At 66.4% G+C, this 25670-nt stretch carries 22 protein-coding genes; 10 read left to right on the forward strand and 12 right to left on the reverse strand.

The window, feature by feature from the left end; genetic code table 11:
• Nucleotides 1–59: 59 nt before the first annotated feature.
• A complete protein-coding gene (gene cobT / locus GGQ64_RS14685) occupies nt 60–1076 on the reverse strand; it encodes a nicotinate-nucleotide--dimethylbenzimidazole phosphoribosyltransferase (RefSeq protein ID WP_183805576.1) in 1017 nt (338 codons plus the stop codon).
• A gap of 208 nt (nt 1077–1284) precedes the next feature.
• Here cobT and GGQ64_RS14690 point away from each other — a divergent pair, with 208 nt between their 5' ends.
• The 3 genes from GGQ64_RS14690 to GGQ64_RS14700 are packed head-to-tail and all read left to right on the forward strand — an operon-like array spanning nt 1285 to nt 3024.
• Nucleotides 1285–2067, forward strand: a complete 783-nt coding sequence (locus GGQ64_RS14690) for an adenosylcobinamide-GDP ribazoletransferase (RefSeq protein WP_183805578.1) — start codon at nt 1285–1287, stop codon at nt 2065–2067.
• 40 nt (nt 2068–2107) lie between these two features.
• Nucleotides 2108–2329, forward strand: coding sequence for a DUF1289 domain-containing protein (locus tag GGQ64_RS14695; RefSeq protein WP_183805580.1), 222 nt, complete (start codon nt 2108–2110; stop codon nt 2327–2329).
• On the forward strand, nt 2326–3024 hold the full coding sequence (locus tag GGQ64_RS14700; protein WP_183805582.1) for a retropepsin-like aspartic protease family protein: 699 nt from the start codon (nt 2326–2328) through the stop codon (nt 3022–3024). Before GGQ64_RS14695 ends, GGQ64_RS14700 begins: the two co-directional genes overlap by 4 nt.
• A 236-nt stretch (nt 3025–3260) precedes the next feature.
• Here the strand turns inward: GGQ64_RS14700 and GGQ64_RS14705 are convergent, their stop codons facing one another.
• The 6 genes from GGQ64_RS14705 to GGQ64_RS14730 all read right to left on the reverse strand — a co-directional run bounded on the left by GGQ64_RS14705 (nt 3261) and on the right by GGQ64_RS14730 (nt 11136).
• Nucleotides 3261–4952 (reverse strand): methyl-accepting chemotaxis protein, encoded by a 1692-nt coding sequence (locus GGQ64_RS14705; protein ID WP_183805584.1) that lies wholly within the window; start codon nt 4950–4952, stop codon nt 3261–3263.
• 271 nt (nt 4953–5223) lie between these two features.
• The gene (locus tag GGQ64_RS14710) at nt 5224–5985 is read right to left on the reverse strand and encodes an ABC transporter permease (RefSeq protein WP_183805586.1); all 762 of its coding nucleotides are present in this window, start codon (nt 5983–5985) and stop codon (nt 5224–5226) included.
• Entirely contained in the window at nt 5982–6908 is a 927-nt protein-coding gene (locus GGQ64_RS14715) for an ABC transporter ATP-binding protein (protein ID WP_183805588.1), read from the reverse strand. The genes GGQ64_RS14710 and GGQ64_RS14715 overlap by 4 nt, the downstream gene beginning before the upstream one ends.
• Before the next feature lie 137 nt (nt 6909–7045).
• Nucleotides 7046–7186: a hypothetical protein gene (locus GGQ64_RS14720; protein ID WP_183805590.1), complete on the reverse strand. Its 141-nt coding sequence runs from the start codon at nt 7184–7186 to the stop codon at nt 7046–7048.
• Between the two features lie 338 nt (nt 7187–7524).
• The gene (locus GGQ64_RS14725) at nt 7525–8790 is read right to left on the reverse strand and encodes an extensin-like domain-containing protein (protein ID WP_183805592.1); all 1266 of its coding nucleotides are present in this window, start codon (nt 8788–8790) and stop codon (nt 7525–7527) included.
• Between the two features lie 534 nt (nt 8791–9324).
• Nucleotides 9325–11136: a methyl-accepting chemotaxis protein gene (locus tag GGQ64_RS14730; protein ID WP_183805594.1), complete on the reverse strand. Its 1812-nt coding sequence runs from the start codon at nt 11134–11136 to the stop codon at nt 9325–9327.
• Between the two features lie 217 nt (nt 11137–11353).
• Here GGQ64_RS14730 and GGQ64_RS14735 point away from each other — a divergent pair, with 217 nt between their 5' ends.
• Together GGQ64_RS14735 and GGQ64_RS14740 are read left to right on the forward strand one after the other, a co-directional pair.
• Nucleotides 11354–11740, forward strand: coding sequence for an acyl-CoA thioesterase (locus GGQ64_RS14735; RefSeq protein WP_183805597.1), 387 nt, complete (start codon nt 11354–11356; stop codon nt 11738–11740).
• A 308-nt stretch (nt 11741–12048) separates the two neighbouring features.
• A complete protein-coding gene (locus GGQ64_RS14740; RefSeq protein ID WP_183805599.1) occupies nt 12049–12639 on the forward strand; it encodes a hypothetical protein in 591 nt (196 codons plus the stop codon).
• Nucleotides 12640–12645: 6 nt separating this feature from the next.
• On the opposite strand, the gene GGQ64_RS14745 is transcribed toward GGQ64_RS14740, so the two are convergent.
• The 3 genes from GGQ64_RS14745 to GGQ64_RS14755 all read right to left on the reverse strand — a co-directional run bounded on the left by GGQ64_RS14745 (nt 12646) and on the right by GGQ64_RS14755 (nt 15888).
• Nucleotides 12646–13815 carry a DUF1501 domain-containing protein gene (locus tag GGQ64_RS14745; RefSeq protein WP_183805601.1) on the reverse strand — a complete coding sequence of 390 codons (1170 nt, stop codon included), beginning with the start codon at nt 13813–13815 and terminating at the stop codon, nt 12646–12648.
• A gap of 90 nt (nt 13816–13905) precedes the next feature.
• On the reverse strand, nt 13906–15474 hold the full coding sequence (locus GGQ64_RS14750; RefSeq protein WP_183805603.1) for a DUF1800 domain-containing protein: 1569 nt from the start codon (nt 15472–15474) through the stop codon (nt 13906–13908).
• A 60-nt stretch (nt 15475–15534) separates the two neighbouring features.
• Entirely contained in the window at nt 15535–15888 is a 354-nt protein-coding gene (locus GGQ64_RS14755) for a DMT family protein (protein ID WP_183805605.1), read from the reverse strand.
• Nucleotides 15889–16089: 201 nt separating this feature from the next.
• Here GGQ64_RS14755 and uvrB point away from each other — a divergent pair, with 201 nt between their 5' ends.
• The 3 genes from uvrB to GGQ64_RS14770 all read left to right on the forward strand — a co-directional run bounded on the left by uvrB (nt 16090) and on the right by GGQ64_RS14770 (nt 22642).
• Complete coding sequence (gene uvrB, locus GGQ64_RS14760) at nt 16090–19371, forward strand: excinuclease ABC subunit UvrB (protein ID WP_183805608.1); 3282 nt, start codon at nt 16090–16092, stop codon at nt 19369–19371.
• Between the two features lie 670 nt (nt 19372–20041).
• The gene (locus GGQ64_RS14765) at nt 20042–21145 is read left to right on the forward strand and encodes a helix-turn-helix transcriptional regulator (protein ID WP_183805610.1); all 1104 of its coding nucleotides are present in this window, start codon (nt 20042–20044) and stop codon (nt 21143–21145) included.
• Between the two features lie 174 nt (nt 21146–21319).
• On the forward strand, nt 21320–22642 hold the full coding sequence (locus GGQ64_RS14770; RefSeq protein WP_183805613.1) for a calcium-binding protein: 1323 nt from the start codon (nt 21320–21322) through the stop codon (nt 22640–22642).
• 41 nt (nt 22643–22683) lie between these two features.
• Here the strand turns inward: GGQ64_RS14770 and dusA are convergent, their stop codons facing one another.
• On the reverse strand, nt 22684–23796 hold the full coding sequence (dusA, locus tag GGQ64_RS14775) for a tRNA dihydrouridine(20/20a) synthase DusA (RefSeq protein WP_183805614.1): 1113 nt from the start codon (nt 23794–23796) through the stop codon (nt 22684–22686).
• Nucleotides 23797–23996: 200 nt separating this feature from the next.
• On the opposite strand from dusA, the gene GGQ64_RS14780 reads away from it, so the two are divergent.
• Complete coding sequence (locus GGQ64_RS14780; protein ID WP_183805616.1) at nt 23997–24683, forward strand: fumarylacetoacetate hydrolase family protein; 687 nt, start codon at nt 23997–23999, stop codon at nt 24681–24683.
• An 11-nt stretch (nt 24684–24694) separates the two neighbouring features.
• Nucleotides 24695–25225 carry a gamma carbonic anhydrase family protein gene (locus GGQ64_RS14785; RefSeq protein ID WP_183805618.1) on the forward strand — a complete coding sequence of 177 codons (531 nt, stop codon included), beginning with the start codon at nt 24695–24697 and terminating at the stop codon, nt 25223–25225.
• Nucleotides 25226–25264: 39 nt separating this feature from the next.
• Here the strand turns inward: GGQ64_RS14785 and GGQ64_RS14790 are convergent, their stop codons facing one another.
• A complete protein-coding gene (locus tag GGQ64_RS14790) occupies nt 25265–25660 on the reverse strand; it encodes a Fur family transcriptional regulator (protein ID WP_183805620.1) in 396 nt (131 codons plus the stop codon).
• Between the last annotated feature and the right edge of the window lie 10 nt (nt 25661–25670).

Below are 25670 nucleotides of genomic sequence, written 5' to 3' on the forward strand. Positions count from 1 at the left end.
CCTGCGGCCCACCGTCCTGAGCCGCCCGCCTGATCGGGATTGCATCGGACCGCCTGTCGCTACTGCTTGTTGCTGACACCGGCCTGAACGAAGGTCGCCATGCCGCCATGGCAGGCGGCCGCCGCCTTGACGATGCCGGCTGCAAGTGCGGCTCCCGTCCCCTCGCCCAGCCGCATGCCGAGCGCCAGAAGCGGGGTCTTGCCGAGCTTCTCGATCGCCCGCATGTGACCCGGTTCGGCCGAGACGTGGCCGATCAGGCAATGGTCGAGCGCGGAAGGGTTGGCGGCCCTGAGCACGGCGCCGGCGCAGGTGGCGACGTAGCCGTCGATGATCACCGGCACCTTCTGCATCCGGGCGGCGAGGATCGCGCCGGCCATGGCCGCGATCTCGCGGCCGCCGAGGCGTCGGAGCACCTCGAGCGGATCGGACAGGTGGTCCCTGTGCAGGGCGACGGCCTTCTCCACGGCGGCGATCTTGCGCGCCAGCACCTCGCCTTCGGATCCGGTGCCCGGCCCCACCCATTCGGCGGCGGTGCCGCCGTAGAGGGCGAGGTTGATCGCAGCCGCGATGGTCGTGTTGCCGATGCCCATTTCACCGATACACAGAAGGTCCGTGCCGCCGGCCACCGCCTCCATGCCGAAGGCCATGGTAGCGGCGCAGTCGCGCTCGGACAATGCCGGCTCCTCGGTGATGTCGCCGGTCGGATAGTCCAGCGCCAGGTCGAACACCTTCAGGCCGAGGTCGTGGGTGACGCAGATCTGGTTGATCGCGGCGCCGCCGGCGGCGAAATTCTCCACCATCTGCGCTGTCACGGACGGCGGAAACGGCGTGACACCCTGCTTCGTAACACCATGATTACCGGCGAAGATCGCCACCAGCGGGCGGGTGACGGCGGGCGGGCGCCCGGTCCAGGCCGCCAGCCAGAAGGCGATTTCCTCCAGCCGACCGAGCGCGCCGGGCGGCTTGGTCAGTTGCGCATCGCGCTCGCGCGCCGCCACCAGCGCCGCCGAATCCGGGCCGGGCAGATTGCGCAGCAACTCACGAAAATCATCGAACGGCAGACCGCTGGCACTCATATCGGCAACTTCCTCGTATTCTGCTTCCAAAGTAGGATCGGTTGCCTCCTATTAGAGATCGGGAGCGAATCGGACAACCGTATTTGCGCCGGTGCCTGTCGCCGTTTCGGCATGCCGTTCCGGTGGAGAATCGGTAGGATGTACCTGCCGCCACCGGCCTTCACAATGACCGCCGGGCGCGTCGGCACAATGCGGCAGGAGAACGCAGGTGGACATCCGCGACTATATCGACGACGTGGCCCGGTCCGTGGCCTTCCTGTCGCGCATCCGCGTGCCGCAGCGGCACTTCGTCGGCCATGACGGCCGCCTGTCCGCCACAGTCCGCGCCTTTCCGGTGGCCGGCGTGCTGATCGTCCTGCCCGCGGCAGTCCTTCTGGGGCTGTTGCGGATGCTGGACGCGGCCCCCCTCTTCTGCGCCTTCCTGGTGCTCGCCGCGCAGACCCTTCTCACGGGGGCGCTGCACGAGGACGGTCTTTCCGATGCGGCGGACGGCCTCGGCGGCGGGCGCGACCGGGAGAGCGCGCTTGCGATCATGAAGGACAGCCGCGTCGGCTCCTACGGCGTCGTCGCGCTGGTGCTGTCCTTCGGCCTGCGTGGTGCCGCGCTCGCGGCGATGATGCCAGCGCTGTCCCCGGTCCAGGCCGCCCTTGCGCTGATGGCGGTTGCGGCCACCAGCCGGGCGGCGATGGTCTGGCACTGGAACGCGCTTCCGGCGGCAAGGCGCGACGGTGTCGCCGTCGCCGCCGGCGAGCCGGAGACCGCCTCCGTGCAGATCGCGCTCGTTTCCGGCGCGGTGCTCGCGCTGCTGTTTCTCCTGCCCGGTGCCTCGCTGCTCGCAATCGCCTCGATGGCGCTCGCCGTCTGCGCCGCGGTCTTCGCCTTCACCGATGTCGTGCGCGACAAGATCGGCGGACATACCGGCGACACGATCGGCGCCAGCCAGCAGATGGCCGAGATCGCAGCGCTCGGCGCCCTTGCGCTGGCGCTCTGAGCGTCCGATATAATTTTCGACACGAAAACCCGGAGACCCGATGGAATCGCCCTGCATCCTCGTCTGTTCGATCGACGACGCCACCGGTTACTGCTTCGGCTGCGGCCGCACGCGCGAGGAGATCGGCGCCTGGACGCAATACACCTCCGAGCAGCGGCGCGCGCTGATGGCGGCGCTGCCGGAGCGGCTGTCTGTGATCGAGCGCAGGCCGCGGCGAGAGACCCGCCGGGCGCGGATGGCGCGGGAGCGCGGCGAAGCATGAGATTCTGGATCATCCTCGGCGTACTCGGCTTCGGCCTGGCGATGCTCCTGTGGAACCACCAAAGCGGCCGCAGCTTCGGCCTCGGCAACGACGATTTCGCTCAAGTAGTCCAGCTTTCGGCCATCGCCGCCCTGCTCGCGACCGGATTTCTGGTCACCCGCGGGCGGATCAGCGAGACTGTGCGCAATGCCGCCCTCTGGCTGCTGATCATGCTCGTTTTCGTGGCCGGCTATGTCTATCGCGACGACCTGCAAAGCGTGGCTGGCCGCATGACCGCCGGCCTCGTCCCCGGACGTGCGGTGATGGTAACGGATGCCGCCGGCGAGCAGATCCTGGTCCTGCACAAGATGGACCACGGCCACTTCCAGGTGGATGCCCAGATCAACGGCGGCACGGTCGCCATGCTGGTCGATACCGGGGCCAGCGCCGTGGTTCTGTCCTACGCGGACGCGGAACGCCTCGGCCTGCAGCCCGAGACACTCGACTTCAACCAGATGGTCTCGACCGCAAACGGTACGGCGCTGGCCGCACCGGTCCGGCTCGACAGCCTGACGATCGGCCCGATCGAACGGCGAAACGTTCGCGCCATGGTCGCCGGCGTCGGGAGGCTCGAACAGAGCCTGCTCGGCATGAGCTTCCTCGGCACCCTCGGCTCGATCGAGATCCGCGGCGACGAACTGCGCCTGCGCGATTAGACCTCGATCCGATCGCTTGGGGCAATGTCAAGCAATCGCACGTGGCAAGTCCCCCTCTGGCCTGCCGGCCATCTCCCCCACAAGGGGGGAGAAGACCTGCCGTACGCATCTGCCCGAATGGAGCGCTGATGGAGCGGCCGGGTTAAGCCCTCCCCCTCGTGGGGAGGTTGGGAGGGGTTTTCATTCCTATGCGATCCCGCGCGCCGGGACGAATCCCGGCTGCCGGCAGCGCGCCGTCAGGCCACCCTGCGTTGCGGCGTCGAGGCGTGTGCGGCAGGCTGGATGTCGGTCCGGAACTGGCTGACGAGCCCGAAGAGCGCCTCGGCCTCGTCCGCCAGCCCCTTGCTCGCGGTCGCCGATTCCTCGACCATCGCGGCGTTGCGCTGGGTCCCCTGGTCGATGACCGTCACCGCTTCGTTGACCTGCTGCAGGCTGAGGGATTGCTCGCGGCTCGCCTCCACGATGGCGCCGACGTTCTCGTGCACGCGCGTCACCTGATCTGCGATCTTCGCCAGCGCCTCGCCCGCCTGCCCGACGAGACCAACGCCGTCGCGGACGTGCTCCTCGGAGATGGCGATCAGATTCTTGATCTCCTTGGCCGAGGTGGCCGCGCGCTGGGCGAGCTCGCGAACCTCCTGGGCCACGACCGCAAAGCCCTTGCCGGCGTCGCCGGCACGTGCCGCTTCAACGCCCGCGTTCAGCGCCAGCAGGTTGGTCTGGAAGGCGATCACGTCGATGACGCCGATGATGCCGGCGATCTGCGAGGACGACGTCTCGATCTTCGACATCGCGTCGACCGTCCGGCGGACGACTTCGCCCGACTGGTCCGCACTTGCCTTGGCATCGGCGACCAGCGTACCGGCCTCGTTGGCGCGGATCGACGTCTCCTTCACCGTGACCGTGATCTGGTTGACCGCGGATGCCGTTTCCTCCACCGATGCCGCCTGCTGCTCGATTTCGCGCGACAGGCCTTCGGAGGTCGTGCGGATCTCCTGCGAGCCAGAGGCGATGGCTTCGGCATTTCCTGCGATCGCCTGGATGGCGCCGCGCAGCCGGCCGACCGAGACGTTGAAATCCGCGCGCAATTTGTCGAGAGTCGGAATGAACGGCCGGTCCAGCGTCTGTGCGAGGTTGCCCTCGGCCAGTTCGTGAAGGCCGGAGGCCAACTCGTTGACCGCGCGGACGCGTTCGGTCACGTCGGTGGCGAACTTGACCACCTTGAACACCCTGCCGTTCATGTCGAAGATCGGATTGTAGGAGGCCTGGATATGGACCTGCCTGCCGCCCTTGCCGATCCGCATGAACTCGTCGGCGATGAATTCGCCCGCCGCCAGCTTCTGCCAGAACGCCACATATTCCGGACTTGCGACGTAGCCGGGATCGCAGAACATCGAATGGTGACGGCCGCCGATCTCGTCCAGCTGGTATCCAAGCGTGGTGAGAAAGTTCTGGTTTGCAGTCAGGATCCGGCCTTCCGGCGTGAATTCGATGGTCGCCTGGACGCGCGAGATCGCCTCCAGCTTGCCCCAATCCTCGGCACTCCTCAACTTGATGTCGGTAATGTCGGTTGCAAACTTCACCACCTTGTAGGGCTTGCCGCCGCGCAGGACCGGATTGTACGACGCCTCGATCCAGACCTCGCGCCCGCCCTTTCCGAGCCGGCGATATTGCTGGCGGTCGAACGCGCCGCGCCCCAGCCGCTCCCAGAATGCGCGATACTCGGCACTTGCGGCAAACTGCGGCTCCACGAAGATGCGGTGCTGCTGGCCGATGATTTCGGCAAGCTCGTAGCCCATCGCCTTGCAGAAATTCTCGTTGGCGGAGAGGATCTTTCCGTTCATGTCGAATTCGATGATGGCCTGTGACCGGTCCATCGCACTCAGGATAGCCCGCGCATCGGCACCGCGGCCAAACGAAAGCAACGTCATTGCTGCACTCCAGGAATTTTTGGGAGAAATGGACAGAGGATATGTGAGGCAACAGTCATGTTACCGTAGCGAGCATTCCAGATGCCGACATGTATGGACATCGAAGGTTGAAATTCGATTAATCCGCAACCTGTACCTTCGCCTATCTCACTGATAATCGCAGCTTTTTAGCTTGGTCGTATATCTTTTGAAGCGCAGATTGCAGCCGCGCATACACAAATGTCCGCAGAACGGGCAATCGCCATCTCAATCGAAGGTGGAACCAGACCGGTCAGTTCTTCAGCTTGTATCCGGTCCTGAAGATCCATGCCGTAACGGCAAGGCACGCCCCCAGGAAGGCCACGACGATCGCCAGGCTGATCCAGGGGTTGACGTCGGCGATCTCGAAGAAGCTCCAGCGGAAGCCCGAGACGAGATAGAGGACGGGGTTGAAGTGGCTGACCGTCTGCCAGAACGGCGGCAGCATATCGATCGAGTAGAAGCTGCCGCCGAGGAAGACGAGCGGCGGAACGACCAGCATCGGGATGATGTTCAACTGCTCGAAATCCTTCGCCCAGATGCCGATCATGAAGCCGAACAGGCTGAAGCTGACCGCGGTCAGCACGAAGAAGAGTATCATCAGCAGCGGATGGGCGATGGTGATGTCGACGAAGAGCGACGCGGTGGCCAGGATGATCGTGCCGATGATCAGCCCCTTGGTCGCGGCCGCGCCGACATAGCCGATGACGATCTCCGCCGTGGAGATCGGCGCCGACAGGATTTCGTAGATCGTGCCGGTGAACTTGGGGAAATAGATGCCGAACGAACCGTTGCCGATGCACTGGTTCAGAAGCGTCAGCATGATCAGCCCTGGCGCGATGAAGGCGCCGTAGGGCACGCCTTGGATTTCCTGCACGCGCGAGCCGATCGCCGCCCCAAAGACGATAAAATAGAGCGAGGTGGAGACGACCGGCGAGACGACGCTCTGCATCAGCGTGCGGCGCGTGCGCGCCATCTCGAAGGCGTAGATCGACTTGATGGCCTCGATGTTCATTTTTCCGCTCCGACCAGTTCGACGAAGATGTCCTCGAGCGAACTCTGCTCGGTCGAGACGTCCTTGAGCCGCAGCCCCTGCTCCGCCATCGCGGCCAGCAGGCCGGTGATGCCGGTGCGCTCGCCGGCCGTATCGTAGTCGTAGACAAGCGACTGGCCGCCATTCCCGAGCTGCAGGCGAAAGCCGGAAAGCGCCTCGGGAACCGCCGACAGCGGCTCGGCGAGCTCGACCGTGAGCTGCTTGCGTCCCAGTTTCTTCATCAGCGCCGCCTTGTCCTCGACCAGCAGGATCTCGCCCTTGTTGATGACGCCGATCCGGTCGGCGATCTCCTCGGCTTCCTCGATATAGTGCGTCGTCAGGATGATGGTCACGCCGGTGGCGCGCAGCCGCTCCACCAATTGCCACATCTCCTTGCGCAGCGTCACGTCGACGCCGGCGGTGGGCTCGTCTAGGAACAGCACCTTCGGCTCGTAGGACAGCGCCTTGGCAATCAGCACGCGCCGCCGCATGCCGCCGGAGAGATGGCGCAGCATCGTGTCCTTCTTGTCCCACAGCGACAGCTCGCGCAGGATCTGTTCGATCAGTGCCGGATCCGGCTTCTTGCCGTGCAGCCCGCGCGAAAAGGCGACCGTGTTGGAGACCGTCTCGAAGGCGTCGAGCGTTAGTTCCTGCGGCACGAGCCCGATGATCTCACGGGTGCGGCGGAAGTCCTTGACCACGTCGTGGCCTGCGACCGTCACCCGACCGCCGGACGGCGTGACGATACCGCAGACGATCGAGATCATCGTCGTCTTGCCGGCGCCGTTCGGTCCGAGCAGGGCCAGGATTTCGCCTTCCTCGATGTCGAGGCTGACGCCCTTGAGCGCCTGGAAGCCGGTGGCATAGTGTTTCGTCAGGTTTTCGATGCGAACGATGGGCGCCATGCAATAACCATGTGACGGGAGGTCGGAGGGAATGCCGGCGGGCGCCGGACCGCGCATCGCCCCTCCCTGGGCGGATGCCGGCGCAATATGGGGGAGACGGACGCGGTTTTCACCCCCGACCGCGAAAAAATATTCTCTCAACCGTAGATGCTGTAGAGAAAACGCACCCCGACGAAGAGCAGGAACAGTCCGAAGGCGATCTCCAGGTGGCGCTTGCTCAGCGCATGCGCGATCCTGACGCCATAGGGCGTGACGACGAGGTCGGCTACGGGCGGCACGGGCTACTCCTGATTGCTGTCGGACCCGTGCGAAAATCGAGTCGCTCGAGCCCTAAGTGTCATGAAACCGTGATCGTTTTCAATCACTCTGGGTCACGAGGCAGGAAGCCGCCGCCGCGTCGCCCGGGCGCTTTCGGCTCGCAATGATTGCGACAGCGCCTCGCCCGGCAGCCCCCTGCCGGGCCGAATGGACGGATGAACCGTCTGCATGAACTGCGCCGCCCTCCGGGATCCCCTCTCGCAGGGCCTTGTATCGAGTTGGCGTGGCGACGCACCTCTCTGACGCGTTTCTTGGCCGGCTTTCGAGCCGGTCCTTTTTTTGGCAGATATCGCTGTTGCTACAGGCTGCAGTGCCGGTAGCCGGACTTGCGCATGCGCAGGTCGAAGTGGAAGTGATCCTTGTGGAAGCGGTCGCTGCCGGGGCCGAGCACGGTGGTGAAATATTTGCAGCTGTCGGTGCGCACGGCCTTCAGCAGCCCCTTCTCGCGGAAGGCGAAGAAGCCCTTCCGGCGGATCAGGATCTCCTTGCCGTTGTTCAGCACGATCTTGCCGACGTCGATGGCGTTGCCCTTGGCATGCTCGGACATGGAGGCGCCGCGCTGCGAATTCATGGTCCGGCAGGAATAGGACGACATCTGGTGGATCGACTTGACGCCGGAAACGTAGCGCAGGCGCGCGGACGGGGCGAGTTCGTTCTTCACCCATTTGGCGAAGGCTTCGGTGATCTGGCAGTTGACCTGCGCGGCCGGCCGGATCTGGATGCCGCCGGAAAGTCCCTGCAGCTCGATCGGATAGGCGATGCCGCAGGAACGGCCCTTGCCGATCGCGGGCACGTCGCGGAATTTTACGCCGAGACGCTGCAACCGCTGCCGGCAGGCCTTTTCGGCTGCCGGCATGCCGCCCTGGCTCTCTGGCACCGACATCGGGTTGTCGAAGCGCGGGATGAAGGCGACCTTCTGCTCCGCCCCAACACGGCGGGCGCTGGGCTGGGCTGCGGGAGCCGTCATTTCCGCCTCCGTTTCCGGCATCGGCACCGGTTCGGACATTTGCGGCTGGCCCAGTTGCCGCGGGTCGTCCGAGCCGATGCCATCGACGACCACCTGCGTGGCATTGCCCTCGGCGATCTCATCGGCCTGCGCCTCGGCAAGCCCCTGGATGGACTCGCCCTGGCCGACGCCGAGGCCCGCATCCATGTTGACCCCGTCCTCCGGGACCTGCAGCACGCCGCCGGTGGAGGCCACCTGCGCCCCGCCGGCCACGCCCATCGCCTCGTCGCTGTCGATCCTGGGCAGTCGGCCTGGCTCCCGTCCGGGCTCCGCCGGCATGGCTTGCCCGACCGTTTCGATTTCGCCGGGACCGCCGAAGGCGCCCGCTCTGTCGCTGGCGGTGCCGACCGGCGTCCCGCCGGCCGGATAGGCGGCAGAGGCGCCGGTATCGTTCGCGCCGGCCCGCATCCGCTGCGCGCCCACCGGCCTGATGGCGCTGACCGTGCTTTCACCGTCGACGCTCCCCGGCGGGATCAGGTCGCCCGAGCAGGCGGCAAGAAAGAGGGCCGCGAGGATAGCGGCCGGTCGCGCCGGTGAGAAAGCAGACGTGATACTCATGACAATTCCCGTTCCGCCTGTGCCCGCACGACCGATCCGCAAGCTTCCAGGTCCCGGCATGCTGCCGCCCCCAAGTGTCCGCATTCGGGACGAATCCGGGCGACGGCGCCCGCGCCGGGCCAGCGCCCTGCAAAACAACGAAATTTTAGGCCCACAGGGTAAACGAAGGGTTTCCGGCCGCTCCGCGCGATCGCACACGCTCGCCATCGTGACCGGCTGGGGAAGACGAAGCGGTCCCGGCGGGTGACGCCGGGGCCAACAGTTCGTTGACAAACTCGCCCTTGGTAGGAGCTCCCTTTCTTCCGTCACCCCGGACTTGATCCGGGGTCCAGCAGCGCCGCGTCTGTGGTGCAAAAGAACCTTTTTCGCTCAAGGACTTGAGCGTGCTGGATGCCGGATCTAGTCCGGCATGACGCCCCCCGTTGCTGGCCTGTTCGAAGACATGGACGCCCGGAACAAGGCTTCGTCAGAAGTCAGACGACCCCGGCGCGTCACGCCGGGGCCGATTGGATCCGCAGTTGCCTTTCGCCTGCCTCAGGCGGCGCGGGCGCGCGTTGTCGCCGACTGTGCGGCGAGGCGGAAGCGCTGCAGCAGCGCCCGCAGTTCCTCGCTTTCCTGCGACAGCGTCTGGCCGGCGGCGCTCGTCTCCTCGACCATCGCGGCATTCTGCTGGGTCATCTGGTCCATCTGGTTGACGGCGGTATTGACCTCCGCCAGCCCGACCGACTGCTCGCGGGCGGCCGTGGCGATCAACTGCACCTGGTCGTTGACCTGGTGAACCAGCTGCTCGATTTCGGCCAGCGCCTCGCCGGTGGAGCGCACCAGCGCCACGCCGTTGCCGACCTCGGTGGCCGAATTGCCGATCAGGCCCTTGATCTCCTTGGCCGCATTGGCCGAGCGCTGCGCCAGCTCGCGCACCTCCTGGGCCACGACGGCAAAGCCCCTGCCGGCCTCGCCCGCGCGCGCCGCCTCGACGCCGGCATTGAGCGCCAGCAGGTTCGTCTGGAAGGCGATCTCGTCGATCACGCCGATGATCTGGCTGATGCGGTTGGAGGCATCCTCGATCCGCCCCATCGCCGCAACCGCCTCGCGCACGATGGCGCCGGAGCGGCCCGCGCTTTCCTTGGTCTGCCCGACCATGCGGCTCGCCTCCATGGCGCGGTCCGATGCGCTGCGGACGGCGGCGGTGATCTCGTCGAGCGCCGCGGCCGTCTCCTCCAGGGAGGCTGCCTGCTGCTCGGTACGCTGCGACAGGTTGTTGGCCGCGACGGCGATGCCGCCGGCATTGCCGTGCACCACGTCGGTCGAATGGGCGATCGCGCCGATGACGCCGTTCAGCGCCTGCGCCGCCTGGTTGAAGTCCTCGCGCAGCTTGGCATATTCCGGCGCGATCGCATCGATCTGTGCGGAAAGGTCGCCGCGGGCCAGCCGCTCGAGCGCCGTGCCGACCGTGTCCATCGCGTCGACCTGCGACTGGCTGATCGCGCGCTGGCGGCGCTCGCCCTCGCTGCGCTCGGCATTGGTGCGTCGCTGCTGCTCGCCTTCGCGAATGCGCATCTCGGCGCGCTCGCGCACGCTGTCGCGCAGCACCGACACGACCCGGGCCATGTCGCCCACCTCGTCGCGCCGTTCCGTCCCCGGCACATCGCCGGAGACGTCCTCCTGCGCGATCGCCTGCATGGCGGTCTTCAGCCGGCCGATCGGGCCTACGACGCTGCGAACGATCGCAAAGGCGACAAGGACGATCGCCACCGCACCAAGGCCCAGCCAGCCCACCATGGAGACCGCGTTGCGCCGGAACATGGCCGACAGGTCGTCGGCATAGACGCCCGTGCCGACAACCCAGCCCCAGGGCGCGAAGCCCGCGACATGCGAATATTTCAAGACCGGCTCTTCCGCGCCGGGCTTCGGCCAGTAGTAGTCGACGAAGCCCTCGCCCTTCGCCTTCGCCACGTCGGCGAACTCGCGGAAGATGAACTTTCCGGTCGGATCCTTCATCCCGGACTGATCGGTATCGTCGAGTTCCGGCTTGATCGGATGCATGACGATGCGGGCATCGAGGTCGTTGATCCAGAAGTAGCCGCTATCCTCGTAGCGCAACGCCCGGACGGCGTCCTTGGCGCGCGCCTGCGCCTCCTCCCGCGTCAGCGCCCCCGACGCCTCCTGGCCGTGATAGAATTCGAACAGCTTCACCATGTTCTGGTCCAACGCGCGCAGCTTCGACTTGCGCTCGACGACCATCGCGTCCTGATAGTGAAACAGCGCGTAGACCGAAACGGCCGAAAAGACGGCGAGCGCCAGCCCCACGAGCAGATACAGTCTGGCGGATATCTTCAACTTGCTCACAATGATCCCCCTCAAATCCGGCAAATGGCGTTGCCGGCCCGGGCGCCGATCTTTGTCGCGATAGGTTAAATTCGACTAAATTACGATGTACCAATTTTCCTGGCTTTTATGCTCTTCGCCGGCCCGCATCTTAACGCAAAACATGCATGGCGGCGTTGCGCACTGTTTCTTGGAGCGCCTTTGGTCTAAATCGGATGCGTGCACGGAGTATCGATTCATGACCGAGAACGCTTCACCTCTGGGGCAGCTGACGCTCCGAACGCTGGCGATGCCCGCCGACGCCAATGCCGCCGGCGACATCTTCGGCGGCTGGGTCATGGCGCAGATGGACCTTGCAGCCGGCATCCGCGCCGCCGAGCGCGCGCATGGCCGCGTCGTCACCCGCGCGGTGCGCGAGATGGCATTCGAACTGCCGGTCAAGATCGGCGACACCATCAACGTCTATACCGAGATCGTCGCCGTCGGCCGCACCTCGATCACCTTGCTGGTGGAAGCCTGGGCGCGCCGCTACCTGACCGGACGTCTCGACAAGGTCACGGGCGCAACCTTCGTCATGGTCGCCCTCGACCGCGACGGCCACCCGACGGCCGTTCCGGCAGAGTGATCGCCCCAGGGCAATCGCATATGAAAAAGCCCCTCCCCACCCTCCCCACGAGGGGGATGGCTTAACCGGGCCGCGCCGCTGAAATTCACTTGGGGCAGACGGATGCGGCGGGTCCTCTCCCCCCTTGTGGGGGAGATGGCCGGCAGGCCAGAGGGGGACTTGCCATAGGCGATTGCCCAGGTGAACGCCCGCTCGACCATGGACCTGCCGGCATCCACCTGCCATCCTGCGCCCGCCTGAACCGGCCGAATCGGTCACAAGGATGAACCGGCGGATCCGTGCGATCAGCCACGACCGGGAAAATTCCGATGGAGCACACAGCCCCCGATCCGGCCCTCTTCACCCATGTGCGGATCGTCATCGGCATGGTCGTCAGCCTGTCGCTCGCCCGGCTTCTCACCGGCCTCGCCTCCTTCGTCCAGCATCCCGGAAAGACGCGCGTCTACTGGGTCCATCTCGGCTGGGTGCTGTCGATGCTGCTGTTCCTGCTGCATTTCTGGTGGTGGGAATTCCGGCTGCAGGCGCTGACCTTCCTCGATTTCGGCGTCTACCTGTTCCTGATAGGCTTCGCCTGCCTGTTCTTCTTCCTCTGCGTGCTGCTCTTTCCCGTGTCGATGGAGGAGTATAGCGGCTACGAGGACTACTTCATGTCGCGCAAGGGCTGGTTCTTTGGCTTCCTGGCGCTGGCCTATGCGGTCGACCTCGCCGATACGGCCATCAAGGGGCGGCCGTATTTCGAATCCTTCGGCTACGAGTATCCTGTGCGGAACGTCGTCTACATCGTCCTCTGCGGTATCGCGGCGTTCACCGCCAGCAGACGCTTCCATGCCACCTTCGTCTCGCTTGGCCTGCTCTACCAGCTGAGCTGGATCTTCCGGGCCTTCGACATCATCGACTGATTGTGCTCAGGCGCGCAGGTAGCCGGCGCTGCGGTCGAACGACAATCCCGGAAAGATCGCATTGTCGATGGCGCTGACTGAGACGTCGAACTGCCGGTAGAGCATGGCGGCGGCCAGCTGGCGCAGGTCCGTGGTCGGCATCAGGTCCCGGTCGTCCAGCAGCGCCGTTTCGGCAAGCCCGGGCCACGTTCCGTAGACCCTGCCGCCCGCCACCGCGCCGCCGGCGATGATCGCCAGGCCGCCGGTGCCGTGGTCGGTCCCGCCGGAGCCGTTCTCCCGCGCCGTGCGGCCGAATTCGGTGATCGCCAGGATCGCCGTCTTCCGCCAGACCTGCGGCGACAGGTTGGCCTTCAGCGTCAGGATCGCGGTGCAGAGATCGGTGACCGGCCGCTTGAAGGTGCGCTCCTGGCCAACATGGGTGTCCCAGCCGTTGATGGTGAAGCTCGCAATGCGGTGCTCGCCGGACAGCATGCCGGCGGCGAGTCTTGCGACCGCGGCGACGCCCGCGTTCCGCCGTTCGTCGCCGTAGATGCGGTCGGAAAACATGTCCGTGTCCATGGCGTCGCCCATCGCCGCGGCGAAGACGGGATCGTTGCGATAGAGCCGCACGAACGCCATCTGCTCGTCCTCGGCCATGTCGAGATCGGCGCGGGTCGACCAGACGTCGACCGGGTTGGGGCCCGACAGGATGAGTTCGGACGTCGTGGTGACGTCGATCGCCTTGCGCTCGGCACTGCGGGGGATGCTGGCGATGGCGCGGTTGAGCCATCCCGTGCGCTCGTCGTTCAGGGCCGCACCGCCGCTTTCAAGCATGTCCTGACCGTCGAAATGGCTGCGCCCGGACCGGTATGGCGTCGAAATCGCATGCACGAAGCCGAGTTCGCGCGACCGCCACAGTGGTATCAGCGCCTCGGCCAACGGATTCAGGCCGAAAAAGCCGTCGAGGTCCAGCAGTCCCTGCTCCGGCGCCAGTGCGAGCTTGGGCCTCAGAAGCGGCAGCGCCGGATCACCGTAAGGCTGCACCAGCGCAAGCCCGTCCATGGCGCCGCGCAGCACGATCGTCACAAGCCGGTTGTCGCCGGGGACCGCGGCGAAGCTCACCGGCGTCACCACCGGCGAGGCGGCCAGGCAGCAGGCTGCGCCGAGCAGGGTGCGCCGGCTGATTTCGTTCGTCATCGCTCGGTCTCCTCGGCATCTCGCCCGGCAGCAATCGCCGGACGCGTATGCCCTCTTAAATCCTAGTCGCGCCGGGTTCTCGGATGGCCCCTAGCGCCTGTTGAATTCCGGCGAGGCCAGCGTGAGCACCAGTCCCGCCTCCCGGCTCGACGCCTGCGACACGACCTGGATGGTATCGTCGCGGGCGGCATCGCCCAGCACGGCCTTTACGAACCGGCGCGGATCGCGATCGTCGCCGAAGCGCGCCACGAGGTCGCGCGCCCAGTCGATCCGCTGCGTCAGCTGCGCGGCCGTGATCCAGACGGAAAGCTCCTCGTCCCAGCCGGCAGGGCTCGGCGGGCGCCAGAGCGGCTGGCCGAGCCGCTGCAGCGCGCCGACGGAAAGCGGATTGGCGCGGATCGGCACCCGTCCGTCGGCAGTCGGTGCGGCCAGGACGGTGACTGTCGCCGCGTTGGCGCCGCCGGCCGACATCTCGACGGCCGCATCCTCCGTTCCCGCTTCGTCCGCCGCCATCATGGACATTTCGGGCGTCCCATCCTGCGGCATCGCCATCGCCGCCCGCTCGGGCCGCCTCGGCGTCACGGCAGGCGGAGCCAGCGCCTCCGCCGGCACGTCCAGCGCGCGCAGGCCGGCCACCACGAAGTCGAACGGCTGGCGGGCCTTCTGCCCGTCCTGTTCCCAACTGCGCGGATGCTCCAGCATCGCGCGGTAGACCTCGATCAACTCGCCGTCGGTGCGCGACCATGCCGCCACCATGGCGTCGACAATCTCGGGCGGCGGCTCGTCGGCGATGAAATGCACCACCAGCTTGCGGCAGATGTGCCGGCGCGTCGCTTCCTGCGCGGCGAGATCGGCCAAGAGCGCCTCGACGTCGGCGAGGCTCCGCTTCGGGCCGCCATAGTCGCGGCCGAGGACGCGGTGGATGCCTGGCTCCGCCCAGGCGACGCGATAGACCGTCTCGAACGCGCCGCCGTCATGATCCAGCCCGGTCAGCACGTATGCGGCCGCCCGGACGTCGTCCTGCGTATAGCCGCCGTCAGCGCCGAGCGTGTGCAGTTCGATCAGTTCGCGGGCGAGGTTCTCGTTGAGCCCCCGCCCCCGCTTCCGCCCGACCGGCGAATTGGGGCCGACCGATTTCGGCTGGTCGAGATAGGCGAGCATCGCCGAATGCAGGATCGCCGCCTGTAGCAACGACGCGAACCGGCCGGCCAGGTTCGGCCGCAATGCCTCGGCCTCGTACAGGCCGACGAGGATGCGTATGCTGGACGACTTGCCGACGTTGACGGCGAAGTGGTCGCACCAGAAGGCGGCGAGCCGCTCGAAAAATCCGTTCGGCGACTGCACCGCATGGCTGATCTTCAGGTGCTGGTCGCGGAGCAAGGCCGTGTTTAGCGCGATCTGGAACGGGTTGACGAGGCGGTCGCCCACCTTGCGCACGGTACCGTTCTCGCGCTGCTCCCGATAGCTCTGATACAGCGACCGGAATGCGGGGAAGCTGGCGCGGCGACCAGAAATGCCGTCGTAGGGAAAGGGACAGGTTTCAGCCACGCCACGCGTCACCTGCGCGAGCAGGGCATCGACCGTGCCGGCGGGCAGCTCGCCCGGGCGCGGACCGGTGCCGAAACGATGCGCGGCGATGGTGCCGATGGAGTTCGTCATGAAGCCATTCCTGTCCATGCACGCTGTCCGGAGATTGCGGCTTTTTTATCGGCCGCGCCCTCACCCCTTGAAGACGAAGGCGGCGCCGGCGGCGATCAGGGCGAAGCCGACCAGGTGGTTCCAGGTCAGGCTCTCCTTGAGGAAGAACACCGAGAAGCCGGCGAAGATGACCAGCGTGATCACCTCCTGGATCGTCTTCAGCTGTGCGGCCGAATAGACCTGGTGGCCGATACGGTTGGCGGGGACGGCGAGGCAGTATTCGAAGAAGGCGATCGCCCAGCTCGCCAGGATGACCAGATAAAGCGGCGCTGCCTTGACCTTGAGATGGCCGTACCAGGCAAAGGTCATGAACACGTTGGAAAGGCAGAGCAGCACGATCGGCCAGACGGCCGCGGGGTTGAGGGCGAAGGGCATGGACGGTTCCGGTTCCTGAGGGGATTGTGCAAGTCATAGACGATTCGCGCACGGCGGGCGAAAGCTGTTCGCAGCGCCTCAGCGAAACGACAGAAGCATGGCGGCTTGATGGCGATTTGCGCCGGCGCGACGTCTGATCCGTTTCCCTTTTGTACTCTCTCCCCCTTCCCTTTCCGCCGGACTCTCTCCATATTCCGGACCATGGCCAGATCACCGAAGAAACCCGCCCCCTCCAAGCCCGGCTTCGAGGAAGCCCCACAGTCGGACTTCGAGGGCATCCCCATGTCCGGCAGCGTCGCCGACTGGGTGAAGCAGTTGGAGGCTGACGCCGAGGCGTCGGGTGTGGAATCGCAGCGCGAAATCGCGTCCAAGGCCGGCAAGCACCGCAAGAAGGTGGAGAACGCCGCCCGACAGCATGCGGAGAAGGTGGCGCTGGAGAAATCCACCGGCGGCCGCAGGCAAGGCGCCGACGGCGTGAGCGCCCAGAAGACTTCCCGCGGCGTCTCCATCGGCGCCTCGTCCGATCCCAGGACACGCGCCGCCGCCGGTCTCAATCCGGTCGCGGGTCTCGACGTGGCGCTGGAGGACGTGTCCTCGCTGAACGCCGGCACCGCCGTCACCGCCACCGTCGATGCGTTGGCCAGGCTGATCGAATCGGGCAATCCGCTACACAAGAACGGCGAGATCTGGACGCCGCACCGCCCGCCCCGGCCGGACAAGTCCGAGGGCGGCATCGAGATCCGCATGGTGTCGGACTACGAGCCGGCGGGCGACCAGCCGACCGCGATCAGGGACCTCGTCGAGGGCCTCGAAGGCGGCGAGCGCAGCCAGGTGCTACTCGGCGTCACCGGCTCGGGCAAGACCTTCACCATGGCCAAGGTGATCGAGGCGACGCAGCGCCCGGCCCTCATCCTGGCGCCGAACAAGACGCTGGCAGCCCAGCTCTATTCGGAGTTCAAGAACTTCTTTCCCGACAACGCGGTCGAGTATTTCGTCTCCTACTACGATTACTACCAGCCCGAGGCCTACGTGCCGCGCTCGGATACCTTCATCGAGAAGGATTCGTCGATCAACGAGCAGATCGACCGCATGCGCCACGCCGCCACGCGCGCGATCCTCGAGCGCGACGACTGCATCATCGTCGCCTCGGTCTCCTGCATCTACGGTATCGGCTCGGTCGAGACCTATACCGCGATGACCTTCCAGATGAGCGTCGGCGACCGGCTCGACCAGCGCCAGTTGCTCGCCGACCTCGTCGCCCAGCAGTACAAGCGGCAGGACATCAACTTCGTCCGCGGCTCGTTCCGTGTCCGCGGCGACACGATCGAAATCTTCCCAGCCCACCTGGAGGATGCCGCCTGGCGCATCTCCATGTTCGGCGACGAGATCGACGCGATCACCGAGTTCGACCCGCTGACCGGCGCCAAGACCGGCGACCTGAAGTCGGTCAAGATCTACGCCAATTCGCACTACGTCACCCCGCGCCCCACCCTTAACGCCGCGATCAAGTCGATCAAGGAGGAGTTGAAGCTCCGCCTGACGGAGTTGGAGAAGGCCGGCCGCCTGCTGGAAGCGCAGCGGCTGGAACAGCGCACCCGCTACGACCTGGAAATGATGGAGGCGACCGGCGCCTGCGCCGGCATCGAGAACTATTCGCGCTACCTCACCGGCCGCAAGCCGGGCGAGCCGCCGCCGACGCTGTTCGAATACATTCCCGACGACGCGCTGATCTTCATCGACGAGAGCCACGTCACCATCCCACAGATCGGCGGCATGTACCGCGGCGACTTCCGCCGCAAGGCGACGCTGGCCGAATACGGCTTCCGCCTGCCCTCCTGCATGGACAACCGCCCGCTTCGCTTCGAGGAATGGGACGCGATGCGCCCCGACACGATCGCCGTCTCCGCCACGCCCGGCGGCTGGGAGATGGAGCAGGCCGGCGGCGTCTTCGCCGAGCAGGTGATCCGCCCGACCGGCCTGATCGACCCGCCGGTCGAGGTCCGCTCGGCCAAGACCCAGGTCGACGACGTGCTCGGCGAGATCCGCGAAACCGCGCAGGCCGGCTACCGCACCCTCGTCACGGTCTTGACCAAGCGCATGGCCGAGGACCTGACCGAATACCTGCACGAGCAGGGCGTGCGCGTGCGCTACATGCACTCCGACATCGACACGCTGGAGCGCATCGAGATCATCCGCGACCTGCGCCTCGGCGCCTTCGACGTCCTCGTCGGCATCAACCTTCTGCGCGAGGGTCTCGACATCCCCGAGTGCGGCTTCGTCGCCATCCTCGACGCCGACAAGGAAGGTTTCCTGCGCTCGGAGACATCGCTCGTGCAGACGATCGGTCGCGCGGCGCGCAACGTCGACGGCAAGGTCATCCTCTACGCCGACACCGTCACCGGCTCGATGCAGCGGGCGATGGACGAGACCAGCCGCCGCCGCGAGAAACAGGTGGCCTACAACGCCGAGCATGGCATCACGCCGGAATCGGTCAAGGCGAAGATCTCCGACATCCTCGATTCGGTCTACGAGCGCGACCACGTCCGCGCCGATATCTCCGGTGCCGGCGGCAAGGGTTTTGCCGATGGCGGCCACCTCGTCGGCAACAACCTGCAGACCCATCTCAACGCGCTGGAAAAATCCATGCGCGACGCCGCCGCCGACCTCGACTTCGAAAAGGCCGCCCGCATCCGCGACGAGATCAAGCGCCTCAAAGCCGCCGAACTCGCCGTCATGGACGACCCGATGGCCAGGGAAGAAGCCAGGAGCCTGGAGGGCGGGCGTAAGAGTGGTAAGAGCGCCGCAACCGCTGCCGGCTCCCCCCCCCTTGTGGGGAGGGTTGGGGAGGGGAAAGCCGGAAGGACTGGAGAGGGAAAAGCCTCCTCATCGCCGGATGCCAGCCCCATGCCGATCTCCCCCTCTGAGGGGGAGATGTCCGGCAGGACAGAGGGGGGTGCCCCCTCCAAAGCCGCCGGCGAATTACCCCCCTCTGCCCCTGCCGGGGCATCTCCCCCTCAAGGGGGGAGATCGGGCTCCTACTTCGCCAAGCCCTCGCTCGACGACATGGGCCCAGGCACCGACATGGTCAGGCCGCTGTCCCGCAAGAACACCGGCGCGGATGCCTTGGGAGACGACGCCGACCCGGACAGCGAAACCGCACCACAGGGAACAAGCTATTTCAGAAGAAACAGCCTGGACGAAATGACCGTCGGCCGCACCGAAAAGCCGGTCACCGGTCACCTGCCGGAAAAACCCGAAGCCGCGAAGAGCACGAAGAAGCGCGCCTCGCCCCTGCCCGAAGGCCAGCCGGAGCACCGCAACCCGATCTCCCCCCCTGAGGGGGAGATGCCCGGCAGGGCAGAGGGGGGTCCCTCCCCCAAACCCGTCATCCGCAGCAAGATCGGCGTCGGGAGCTACGAGGACGCGAGCGAGGAGAAGCGGAAGGCGAAGGGCAAGGGAAAGACGGGGCGGCCGGGGAGATAAGGCTCGGCGCTCTTCGCGTCATACCAAGCTTGAGGTTATCACGCCGAAGGTCTACCAATTCAGACATAAAGCGCCTTGTATAGCTTCTTAGAAATGGTTGAGCGAAGCGCATCTGTCCATCTTCGAACAACAGAAACTCCGCGCCCTGCACGAAGCGCTGCAGGACGCGGCGGTGGCGGTCGTCCGCGCCATGCTGCCGTGCGGCAGCCCGCTGCAGGCGCGTATCCGCGCCTGGTGCCGCGCCCGCGACGGCGTGACGGCCCCGCCCTATGGGGGCCGGGACCTGCCCGTCTCCGCGACTTCCTGCGCTACATCAGCGCCAAGCGGATCGCGCCGGAGGTGACGGGCGAGATTCCCGCCCCGCGTTTCGGCCCGGCAGGCCGGTGAAGCCGGAATGCGCGCACCGGCTCCCCCGCGGCGCGGACCGGGCTTGCTCCGCGGGAATTCCCTCCGGGCAGAAGGGTGCGGCGGGTCCTCTCCCCCTTGTGGGGGGAGATGGCCGGCAGGCCAGAGGGGGGCTTGCGACAAACGACTGCCGCAGCCGTCCCGCAGCCCTGCCCTGCCCCGCGCTTGACCCGCCGCGCCGCCCATTGCAATCTGGGGTCGGTCCGTGCGCATCCGGATCGATCGGCATTTGCGGGCGAGGCAGGGTTCAGGCAGGGGAAGACGTTTGAGGAGCGCGGACGAACGGGCGGACGAGCTGACGGCGGCGATCTACGCGGCCCTTCTGGGAGAGACCGGCTGGCAGGACTTTCTCGACAGGCTGAACGGCTTCACGCCCGGCGCGCTGTCGACGCTGTTCTTTCACGACCTGCGCGCCAGGGCCGGCGCCGTCGCCTATGTGTCCGGCTCGGAAGGCCGGGAGAAGGCGCTGCAGGACTACGAGGGCTACTACAGCAACCTCAATCCCTGGATGAAAAAGGTCGCCGCCACCCCTGTCGGCCGCGGCATCATCGGCGAGGAGATCGTTCCGCGCGAGGTGTTCAACCGGAGCGAATACTACAACGACTACGTTCACCGGAACGGCCTCGAGACCGGCGTCGGCCTCACGCTCCACAGGGACAGGGGCTGCTATTTCCTGCTGAGTACGCTGACCGACGACCGGGATGTCGACCGGAACCTCGAACGCGCCCACGTCCTCACGCGGATCGCGCCGCACCTGAAACGCGTCTTCCGCTACTACCGCTCCGGTGACGCCCACGCTGCCGGGCTGGACCTCGGGGAAGGCATCGGCAACGCCAGCAGGCTGGGCCTGATCGTCGTCAACGACGATCTCCGGGTGGTGAAGACATCGGTCGCGGGCGAACAGGTGCTCGCCATCGGGGACCCCGTCGGCCTCGACGCGATGGGGCGTATCCGGTTCAGCAGTTCCGAGCTGCAGGCTTCGTTGCAGACCATGCTGCAGCACGGATATTTCGGGCAGGCCACCAGGATCCTGGACGACCCGCAGACGGGCGTGCGGCTGATCCGCGTCGGCGGCGACCGGGCCACGGAATTCTTCGCCGGGACGACCATCGCTATCCTCGTCGGCGACCCGCAGGGCAACGTCAAGTCGCATCTGCTGGCGCTTGCGGCCGCGCAGGGGCTTTCCCCCGCCGAGACGCGCGTGTTCGCCGGGATCGTCGCCGGCCAGAGCCTGACGGAAATCGCCCTTGCCTCGGGCATCAAGCGGGAAACGGTCCGCTCCCAGCTGAAGTCGATCTTCGCCAAGACCGGGACGGGCAGCCAGGGAGACATCGTCCGGCTCGCCACCGGCATCCTTCGCCCCAACTGAGGGCGGCGGCGGCCAGCCGATGATTCGCAACCGGGTTCCCCAACCACACCCGGGCCGACAGGACATCCCCCGATCGGGGGATTATCCGTCATCGATGTCCGCGTAGCCTCGAACCCGCTTAACATGGCACCGGCAAGCCGGCGCCCGCGGTTCCACAGTTGAAAAGGCAGGCATATGGGGCAGATATCATCCAACATCAGCATCAACCTGAACGGCGCGTCGAGCGTTGCCGCCGGAAGCGACACCTATTCCTGGAGCGCCGATCGCCACCTCCTGATGGTCGACATCTGGGTGCCGTGGGGCGCAACCGCGCGCACTGCGACCTTCACGCTCTCCGGCTCGGACTGGGGTGTCGCGGTACTGCGCGCTGCGGGCAACACGAAGGCGGTCATCAACGATTCCACCTCCGGCAGCGGAAGACATATCGAGCATATTTCCCTCAGCAGTGCGGGCGACAACACGGTCAAGCTCAACAATACGATCGTGGACGTCATCACAGGCGGCAACGGCAACGACAAGATCACCGTCGGCTCGACCCACGTCGGCGCCATGCTCCTCGGAGGCGGCAATGACAGCGTGACCACCGGCAACGGCTTCGTCGAAACCATCAACGTCGGACACGGCAACAATTCCGTCACGGTCGGAAAGGGCGGCTCAGGCGTCGTCTTCGCCGGCAAGGGCCGTGACACGATCACTGTCGCCGGGGATGTGGACAGCATTCTGGCCGGCCATGGCAACGACACCGTCAAGACCGGCAAAGGCTGGGTCGGCACGATCGACGCGGACCGGGGCAACGATACCGTCACCCTCGGCAGCGGCGGAGCCGGCTATGTCAGCCTCGGTCGCGACGCGGACACGATCAGGCTCAGCCGGCTCGACGACCCGACCATGACCGTCGTCATCGACGGCGGCTCCCGCGTCTCGAGCTCGGCCTTCAAGGATTCCGACACGATCGACTTCTCCGCCCTCTCGGCGAAGCTGTCGGTCTCCCTCTCCGGCCCCCATACGGTCACGTCCAGCCAGGGCAACTTCCTGATCAGGAACTTCGAGAATGCCGTCGGCGGACGGGGCAACGACACGCTCGCCGGCGACAGCGGCAACAATATTCTCAAGGGCGGCGCCGGAAACGACCGAATCGAGGGCGGGCTGGGCGCCGACAAGCTGTACGGTGGATCCGGCGCCGACACCTTCTTCTTCCGTTCCGTCAAGGATTCGACGGTTGCTGCATTCGGGCGCGATACGATCCATGACTTCAGCAAGTCGCAAAAGGACAAGATCGACATTTCCGCGATCGACGCGAACACCAAGGCCAGCGGCAACCAGGCGTTCGATTTCATCGGCACCAAGACATTCACAAAGACCGCCGGCGAATTGCGCAATAAAAAGAAGAACGGCGACATCTATGTCTATGGCGACGTCAATGGTGATGGAAAGGCCGACTTCTCGATCGTCCTTGACCTGAGCCTGACGATGAGCAAGTCGGACTTCATCCTCTGACCCCGGGGCCGGCCATGGGGCCGACCCCTGGCCTGTGCGACCTATTCCGCCGCCTGTCTCGGGGTCGAGGATTCCAGCACGGCGGCGAAGGCGGCTGCGATCACCTCCGGCCCGGCGCCCGGCCGGGTCGCATCAGTGGAGAGGATCTGGCGATAGCGGCGCGCGCCCGGATAGCCCTGGAACAGGCCTACCATGTGGCGGGTGACATGGTTCAGCCGACCGCCCCGCGCCATCACGCCCGCCGCATAGTCCATCATCGCGTCGCGCACGCCGGCCCACTCTGCCGCATCGCGCATGGCATCCTCTTCTCCCCCGCGGGGAGAAGGTGGCCCGAAGGGCCGGATGAGGGGGACGGCAGCCTCGGCGCTCGTGGCAAGTTCCGCGGGATGCGCAAAGGCCGCATCCACCGCCGCCAGCAATCCGCTGTCCTGGTAGGCGGCACGGCCGAGCATGGCGCCGTCCAGCTCTTCGCCCGGCCGGCCGATCTCGGCGATCGCCTGATCCAGCGCATGAAGGCCGCCGTTCAGGCCGATGAAAAGATCGGGGTTTTCCGCCTTCAGCCGCCGCACCAGGCCATAGTCGAGCGGTGGGATGTCGCGGTTTTCCTTCGGGCTCAGGCCCTGCAGCCAGGCTTTTCGCGCATGCACCCAGACCGCATCCACACCGGCCGCCTTCACGCGGGCGACGAGGTCACGCAGCGCCAGTTCCGGGTCCTGGTCGTCGACGCCGATGCGGCACTTCACCGTCACCGGAACCGCCACGGCCGCCTTCATCGCCGCGACGCAGTCGGCCACCAGCTGCGGCTCCTGCATCAGGCAGGCGCCGAAGGTGCCGGACTGCACGCGGTCGGAGGGGCAGCCGACGTTCATGTTGATCTCGTCATAGCCGAACTCGGCGCCGATCCGCGCGGCCTCGGCGAGCTTCGCCGGATCGTTGCCGCCGAGTTGCAGCGCCAGCGGATGCTCGACCGCATCGAAGCCGAGCAGCCTGTCGCGGTTGCCGCGCAGGATCGCGTCGGCAACGATCATTTCGGTGTAGAGGACGGCGTTCCTCGTCAACTGGCGGGCGAAAAAGCGGTAATGGCGATCCGACCAGTCGATCATCGGCGCCGTGGCGAAGATCTTGGTCCCCGTCTTGAGTGCCTTCTGGTACATGGTCGGTCCCTGTGGATGTCGTTGCCAATGCCGAGGCGGCCGTGCACAATCGCGCACCGGACGCCGCCCTGCCGGAAAAGATGGTTTCGCCGCGCTCATAGCGCAAGGTGGGCGAAAATGCCACCCTCGCCGCCCTGCCACTTGTTCCCGCATCGCCCCGCGATGGTAGACTGCGTCGACAGAATCGAAAAGAGAACGCCATGCCGCTCGCCTTCCCTGCCCCCGAACCGGTGCTGCTTGCCATCGACGGCACCGACGACACCTTCCCCGTCCGCCGGGTCTATTGCGTCGGGCGCAACTATGCCGACCACGTGGTCGAGATGGGCGGCGACCCGGATCGCGAGTCGCCGTTCTTCTTCCAGAAGAACCCGGACAACCTCGTGGCCGCCGGCGACGGCTTCCCCTACCCGCCGCAGTCGCAGGACGTGCACCACGAGGTCGAGCTGGTCATCTTCCTGAAATCCGGCGGCAGCGACGTCGCGCCGTCCGATGCGCTGTCGCTCGTCTTCGGCTACGGCGTCGGCATCGATTTCACCCGCCGCGACCTGCAGGCGCTAGCAAAGAAGGCCGGCAAGCCGTGGACGGCCGCCAAGGCGTTCGAGCATTCCGCGCCGGTGTCGGCCGTCGTGCCGGCCTCGAGGACGGGACATCCCGCCTCCGGCCGGATCTGGCTCTCGGTCAACGACACGGTGCGCCAGGACGGTGATCTCGGGCAGATGAGCTGGAAGGTGCCGGAGATCATCGCCGAGCTGTCGAAGCTGTTTGCGCTCGCCCCCGGCGACGTCATCTTCACCGGCACGCCGGCCGGCGTCGGATCCGTGCAGCGCGGCGACCGCATCGCCTGCGGCGTCGACGGCGTCGCGTCGCTGACCCTTACGGTCGTCTGAGGAGCCCGCCCATGCCGCTCTATGCGCTAGGAGACCGCGTTCCGACCCTTCCCGCCGACGACCGCTGCTGGATCGCCCCGAATGCGCAGGTGATCGGCCGGGTGGAGATCGGCGCGGACGTCGGCATCTGGTTCGGCGCGGTGCTTCGCGGCGACAACGAGCCGATCACGATCGGCGCCGGCACGAACATCCAGGAAAACACCGTCATCCACACCGACCCCGGCAAGCCGGTCATGATCGGCGAAGGCTGCACGATCGGCCACGGCGCCATCATCCACGGCTGCGCGATCGGCGACAATTCGCTGGTCGGCATGGGCGCCACGGTGCTGAACGGCGCGGTGATCGGCAGGAACTGCCTCGTCGGCGCCAATGCGCTGGTGACGGAGGGCAAGGTGTTCCCCGACAATTCGCTCATCGTCGGCGCGCCGGCCCGGGTCGTGCGCACGCTGGACGAGGCGGCGATCGCGGGACTGAAGGCATCCGCCGAGAGCTATGTCCGCAACTGGAAACGCTTCAAGGCGGAACTGCGCCGGATCGATTGAACAGCGCTGCAGGCCCGTGGCGGCTGCCGGGAGCCGTCCTCAGGCGCAGCCCGCGCAGTGGCCGCGGATCTCGATCGTGGTCTTGCCGGGCCGGAAGTTGCGGTCGCTTGCGAAGGCGGCGAGCCGCTCCTCGATCATGTGGTCGTGGAACTCGGTGACCTTGCCGCAGCTTTCACAGATGGTGAAGGCGGTCAGCCCGTGCGAGCAGCAATCCTCGTCGGGATGGGCGCAGGCAACGAATGCGTTGATGCTCTCCAGCCGGTGCACGAGGCCGAAATCCTGCAGCTTCTCCAGCGCGCGGTAGACCTGCAAGGGGGCGCGAAAGCCGTCGCCGCGCAGCTTGTCGAGGATGGTGTAGGCGCTGAGCGGCGCCTCAGCGGCGGACAGCGCGTCGAGCACCAGCGCCTGGTTCCTGGTCAGTTGCTGCGCCGTCATCGGCTGTCTC

Origin of the sequence: Mycoplana azooxidifex, from assembly GCF_014196765.1 — a bacterium.
Lineage (GTDB): Bacteria > Pseudomonadota > Alphaproteobacteria > Rhizobiales > Rhizobiaceae > Mycoplana > Mycoplana azooxidifex.

Coding starts and splice junctions, on each gene's coding strand:
- GGQ64_RS14735 (WP_183805597.1), top strand. CDS start 11,354: ATGACCGAGAACGCTTCACCTCTGGGGCAGCTGACGCTCCGAACGCTG.
- GGQ64_RS14750 (WP_183805603.1), bottom strand. CDS start 15,474: ATGACGAACTCCATCGGCACCATCGCCGCGCATCGTTTCGGCACCGGT.
- GGQ64_RS14755 (WP_183805605.1), bottom strand. CDS start 15,888: ATGCCCTTCGCCCTCAACCCCGCGGCCGTCTGGCCGATCGTGCTGCTC.
- GGQ64_RS14695 (WP_183805580.1), top strand. CDS start 2,108: ATGGAATCGCCCTGCATCCTCGTCTGTTCGATCGACGACGCCACCGGT.
- GGQ64_RS14745 (WP_183805601.1), bottom strand. CDS start 13,815: ATGACGAACGAAATCAGCCGGCGCACCCTGCTCGGCGCAGCCTGCTGC.
- GGQ64_RS14715 (WP_183805588.1), bottom strand. CDS start 6,908: ATGGCGCCCATCGTTCGCATCGAAAACCTGACGAAACACTATGCCACC.
- GGQ64_RS14700 (WP_183805582.1), top strand. CDS start 2,326: ATGAGATTCTGGATCATCCTCGGCGTACTCGGCTTCGGCCTGGCGATG.
- GGQ64_RS14725 (WP_183805592.1), bottom strand. CDS start 8,790: ATGAGTATCACGTCTGCTTTCTCACCGGCGCGACCGGCCGCTATCCTC.
- GGQ64_RS14705 (WP_183805584.1), bottom strand. CDS start 4,952: ATGACGTTGCTTTCGTTTGGCCGCGGTGCCGATGCGCGGGCTATCCTG.
- GGQ64_RS14790 (WP_183805620.1), bottom strand. CDS start 25,660: ATGACGGCGCAGCAACTGACCAGGAACCAGGCGCTGGTGCTCGACGCG.
- GGQ64_RS14710 (WP_183805586.1), bottom strand. CDS start 5,985: ATGAACATCGAGGCCATCAAGTCGATCTACGCCTTCGAGATGGCGCGC.
- dusA (WP_183805614.1), bottom strand. CDS start 23,796: ATGTACCAGAAGGCACTCAAGACGGGGACCAAGATCTTCGCCACGGCG.
- uvrB (WP_183805608.1), top strand. CDS start 16,090: ATGGCCAGATCACCGAAGAAACCCGCCCCCTCCAAGCCCGGCTTCGAG.
- GGQ64_RS14780 (WP_183805616.1), top strand. CDS start 23,997: ATGCCGCTCGCCTTCCCTGCCCCCGAACCGGTGCTGCTTGCCATCGAC.
- GGQ64_RS14785 (WP_183805618.1), top strand. CDS start 24,695: ATGCCGCTCTATGCGCTAGGAGACCGCGTTCCGACCCTTCCCGCCGAC.
- GGQ64_RS14770 (WP_183805613.1), top strand. CDS start 21,320: ATGGGGCAGATATCATCCAACATCAGCATCAACCTGAACGGCGCGTCG.
- cobT (WP_183805576.1), bottom strand. CDS start 1,076: ATGAGTGCCAGCGGTCTGCCGTTCGATGATTTTCGTGAGTTGCTGCGC.
- GGQ64_RS14740 (WP_183805599.1), top strand. CDS start 12,049: ATGGAGCACACAGCCCCCGATCCGGCCCTCTTCACCCATGTGCGGATC.